This is a genomic window from Microcystis sp. M113S1 (assembly GCF_020246945.1).
Classification (GTDB): domain Bacteria; phylum Cyanobacteriota; class Cyanobacteriia; order Cyanobacteriales; family Microcystaceae; genus Microcystis.
In genome coordinates, this window is sequence record NZ_JADBSA010000229.1 from 1 (window position 1) to 3,954 (window position 3,954).

A 3,954-nucleotide genomic window follows, 5' to 3' on the forward strand; every position below is an offset into this window, starting at 1 on the left:
CGAAGGTTACATGATATCAGCCAGACTTGGAAACTATCTCATCAAATTAGTCCCCCCATAGAACCTCCTTGAGCCATCTTGCACACTTTTCTCTTTTTGTCAAATTTTATGTTAAGAAAGATGTGACTAATGGATAGCTTCAATTAAGGCTAATAGTGCCATCATTTGTTCCATCGGGTGAGAACAAGCATGAAGCGCAAACCGACTATTAAATCGCTCGGCACCAGTGGTGGGTAAGCGGCTATGAGTGCCTTCATGAATTCCTACAGCCATGTCTAAATCCTCGCAGGCCGCCCAAAAGGGTTCATAGGCTAGATCGCTCAAAATTCTGCCTTTAACGGGGTTAGGCCGCAAAAAAACCGCCTTCCAGCCCAAGTTTGCGCTGCGGTGTAGCTCTTTGACCATGTCTTCGGGATCATGTTGATTGACTGCAGCGACTCCTTTCAGTCTAGCCGGGTCATAGCTACAATATTCTTCTGATAACCATCTATTATAGGCACGGACAAAAGCCCCCATCACTTCGGCGGGTAGGCTATCAATGGCAAATAACCATAGTCCGTAAGTAGGATAAATAAAGGCCCTATCTACCCCCATTTGTACCATTGCTTGAACATGGGACTCTGGGTTATAGCGATTGAGATAAGCGTGGGGATGAGCTTGCATCATCTGCTTATTCCCTTCTTTTTGGACTTGTGGGGAGATTTTTTGACTAATCGGTTCTCCTTTGATTTTCATGTCAGCAGAAGGAGCAAATTCCCTAAATTTAGGTTCTAGGTATTGGCCCCACATTGCGGGGGGTTCAATGACATGGGAATCAGCATCAATAATTTTGTACCCGTTGAGCATAGCGATTTTTCGGCAATTTTCTACCTAGATTATATTTGATCGGGAAAAAGCGATCGCTTTTTTATTCTTTCTTTTCGTCTCCTGGAACTCCATGGATTGATTGGGTTAAACTTGATACAGCACTTTATTAAACTTAACGAATGGAAGCGATTGAATTTAAGACGATTCTTCATCATGGTACAGTTGTCATTCCCCCTCAATATTCCTCTAAGTGCGAAGGTAAGGCGATTCGTGTGATATTTTGCGGGGTGAAGTCATTCCCTTGATTTCTGCTCGTCGTGCTACAAAACAAGAGAGAAAAACTTATGAGAAAGGAATATGATTTTTCTAAAGGAAAACGGGGGGCGCTCATTTCCTCTAAGGGAAAAACACGCATTACCATTTATCTAGATGATGAGATTCTAGCTTATTTTCGAGAACAGGCAGCAAACCGCAGGAATGGGCTATCAAACCCTAATTAATGAGGTTTTAAAACAATATATCCAATCTCCTAAGGAGCGATCGCTCACTCAGTCCGATTTACGCCGCATTCTTCGGGAAGAATTATCAGCCCTCCAATAATGTTGCTTGTAATGTTGCTTGTGATAGTTAAAAGTTAGGCGATCGCTGTGTTGTTCTGAGGAATAGCGATCGCTTTTTTGCTTCTTTTCATCCCCTGAAACCGCTATAAGTCAGATTTTAAAAGGGTTTTGAGGATTTTAGCCGCCCGATTAATTCATTAGTTCTACTTAAAAAATTAGGTTACTATACCATAAAGTGACCCTTTAAAGTTAAAAAAAATCTAATATTACAGGAAAAATTAGACCCGCTCAAAAAAATACCCTATCTGTAGGGGTACAAGGTTTGTAGTAACACCATCTGTAGAGTTTTTGCCCAATTCATCTAACATCCATACTTCAAAGATGCTACATCCGAGAGAGTGGGATATTTTTGGAGATTACGACTAAATAGCATCTGGTTTCATCTTTGAGGGCGATCGCATCTCTTGATTTTCTGAGAAAAGCGGGCGTTTTTTAGGCTTTCCTTGAATAAATCCAGCAATAAATCCCTGAAATCGCAACAAATCAGCATATAAAAGGGTTTTACTCATTCTAGTTAAGGTAAATCGGGTTTAATCTCTTAAATCTGTCTGATTAATTCATCTGTTCTACTTCAAGGTTTAGGGTATTATACCATAAAGTGACCCTTTAAATCTAATATAAATCTAATATAAATCTCATATAAAAGTTAATATTCTGCACCAAAAAACCTATTAGAAAAGTATTAGATTTATAGATTGCCATTACCCCAAATAAAACTTATTCTGGTATCAAAGGTGATTAAACAAATCACTTTTAGCCCAAAAGACAAGGCATTTTGCTTAAGGTACTTTTTGGGTCTTGCTAAGTCAAGGAAACCTAGAAATTTTATCTAACTGCAAGAAATCAGTTAGGCAATTAATAAAGGGGGACATAAATTCCCCTTTTTCCCAAAAAAGATTTGTCTTTAATCAAATCTTCAATCAACCAAAACAACATAGAAGAGGTAAAAACAATGGCAATTCAACCTAGCGAGTGTAGCATTTTTATTCAAATTTGGGTGGATACCAATGCTCTTCAATACGGCTCTACAAACGGTGTCTATCTAGTAGATAACAATTACAACAATGGCAGTTCAGAAGAAGGAACAACTTCTCTTGTAACTCATGCTACAACTAACAGCAAAATTTGTTGGACAATTCTAAATACTAACATTAACTCTGATGTTACACTTAGCATTGCCAATTTTTCAGGTGCAAGTGTTTTTGGATCGGGAGGTACACCGCAACCATATCAGCCTAATATTTGGACTGGGCAAGTACAAGCTAATGGAGAGGCTCAGTATTCAATAACCTTCAATACTGAACAAGGTCCAGACGTTACCACGACTGTTTGTCCAACTCTGTCAGTACACTCCTAAACATTCCGCATAGAATTTCAAAAACTTTAGGCATTCAATTCCAATCAACACAATTCAACTAGAGGGACAAACCATGATTACTTTATATCCAGATCGTACTGTTATTCGCGTGCCTGAGACAGCACTATTTAATCTTAATCCCGCAACGGCGATTACGATTGCTGTTGACACAGCCTATGTTGCTTCACAGCAAGGTCGAAATATCAGTCAAGGTATTTATATGATGGACAATATGGTGGGCAACGGTAGCACTGGGGAAGGAACACTAGAATTACATACTAAATGTCGTGTCGGTAGCTTAATCGGCTTTAACACAGTACCAATTAATGGTGAAGGAGTATCAGGAGATCAAGTCATTATTACTGGGTTTACAGTATCTAAGGGAAATGTTTTCACTGCTGCTGGTCAACCACGAAAACAACCCTCTCCTAATAAAGAACCTGATGGGAGCTATTGGATTGGGCAAGCATTCAATACAGGAACAGAAACCTATCAGATACAGATTAAAGTGACAGTGGGTCAACTTCAACCTGTTTCCTATCACATTAACTGGGATCCATTCATTACAGCCCAATAACTCAAGTGCGATCGCCCATTTTTCTAGATTAGTACGATCGCTTCTTCTTCTCGATTGGGTTGAGGCAACGAAACCCAACAATAATAAAGGTGTGTTACTGCGGTGACATACCTTTTATCTATCAGTCATCAGGAGAGCTTATTTGTTTTCTGCTTAGATCAATTAGAATTGAAAGATAGCCTCTAACCTGTGAGTAGTATCTGTGGTAAATTCTTCCAAGCGATCGCCAATCTCCCTCGACTTGCTAATCTCTGAAATAGAAGCAACCCCCAGAGAATATTGGACAGAACTACTAGAAACACTGCGCCAATTTCGACAAACAATTCCATCAACAACTTCAGCGATTATTAACCCAGAACAAGCTCAAAAAAATCAAGCAGCGATTAATCTTTTAGACTCTTGGTTAAGCGAAGATGAAGATGCTTCCGAACATCAACAAACTTGGGACTATTTAGGGTCTGCTGAAAAAGTTTTTCGGTGGGGGTTGGGGGTTGGGGGTTGGGGTGTGGGGTGTGGGGTTTTACCCATTTTCAGGTGGTCAATTACCTAATTTTCAGGGAAAAAGTCCCTGAATTTTCCCCCCAATCACTCCA

Annotated in this window: 4 protein-coding genes and 2 pseudogenes; 4 read left to right on the forward strand and 2 right to left on the reverse strand. The window is 39.8% G+C overall.

Going from position 1 to position 3,954, the window contains the following annotated elements; all coding sequences use genetic code 11:
- Window positions 1-138: 138 nt before the first annotated feature.
- Window positions 139-846: pseudogene (locus tag IM319_RS11520) on the reverse strand (amidohydrolase family protein); the annotation flags it as partial.
- A gap of 305 nt (window positions 847-1,151) precedes the next feature.
- Here IM319_RS11520 and IM319_RS22515 point away from each other — a divergent pair.
- A pseudogene (locus IM319_RS22515) lies at window positions 1,152-1,407 on the forward strand (BrnA antitoxin family protein).
- 382 nt (window positions 1,408-1,789) lie between these two features.
- Here IM319_RS22515 and IM319_RS11530 read toward each other — a convergent pair.
- A complete protein-coding gene (locus IM319_RS11530; protein WP_287735695.1) occupies window positions 1,790-1,936 on the reverse strand; it encodes a hypothetical protein in 147 nt (48 codons plus the stop codon).
- Between the two features lie 389 nt (window positions 1,937-2,325).
- Between IM319_RS11530 and IM319_RS11535 the strand changes: the two genes are divergently transcribed.
- The 3 genes from IM319_RS11535 to IM319_RS11545 all read left to right on the forward strand — a co-directional run bounded on the left by IM319_RS11535 (window position 2,326) and on the right by IM319_RS11545 (window position 3,911).
- Window positions 2,326-2,784, forward strand: coding sequence for a hypothetical protein (locus IM319_RS11535; protein ID WP_287735696.1), 459 nt, complete (start codon window positions 2,326-2,328; stop codon window positions 2,782-2,784).
- A 73-nt stretch (window positions 2,785-2,857) separates the two neighbouring features.
- Window positions 2,858-3,361, forward strand: a complete 504-nt coding sequence (locus tag IM319_RS11540; protein ID WP_287735697.1) for an AidA/PixA family protein — start codon at window positions 2,858-2,860, stop codon at window positions 3,359-3,361.
- Window positions 3,362-3,563: 202 nt separating this feature from the next.
- Window positions 3,564-3,911, forward strand: a complete 348-nt coding sequence (locus IM319_RS11545) for a hypothetical protein (RefSeq protein WP_287735698.1) — start codon at window positions 3,564-3,566, stop codon at window positions 3,909-3,911.
- Window positions 3,912-3,954 lie beyond the last annotated feature (43 nt).

Coding starts and splice junctions, on each gene's coding strand:
- IM319_RS11530 (WP_287735695.1), bottom strand. CDS start 1,936: ATGAGTAAAACCCTTTTATATGCTGATTTGTTGCGATTTCAGGGATTT.
- IM319_RS11540 (WP_287735697.1), top strand. CDS start 2,858: ATGATTACTTTATATCCAGATCGTACTGTTATTCGCGTGCCTGAGACA.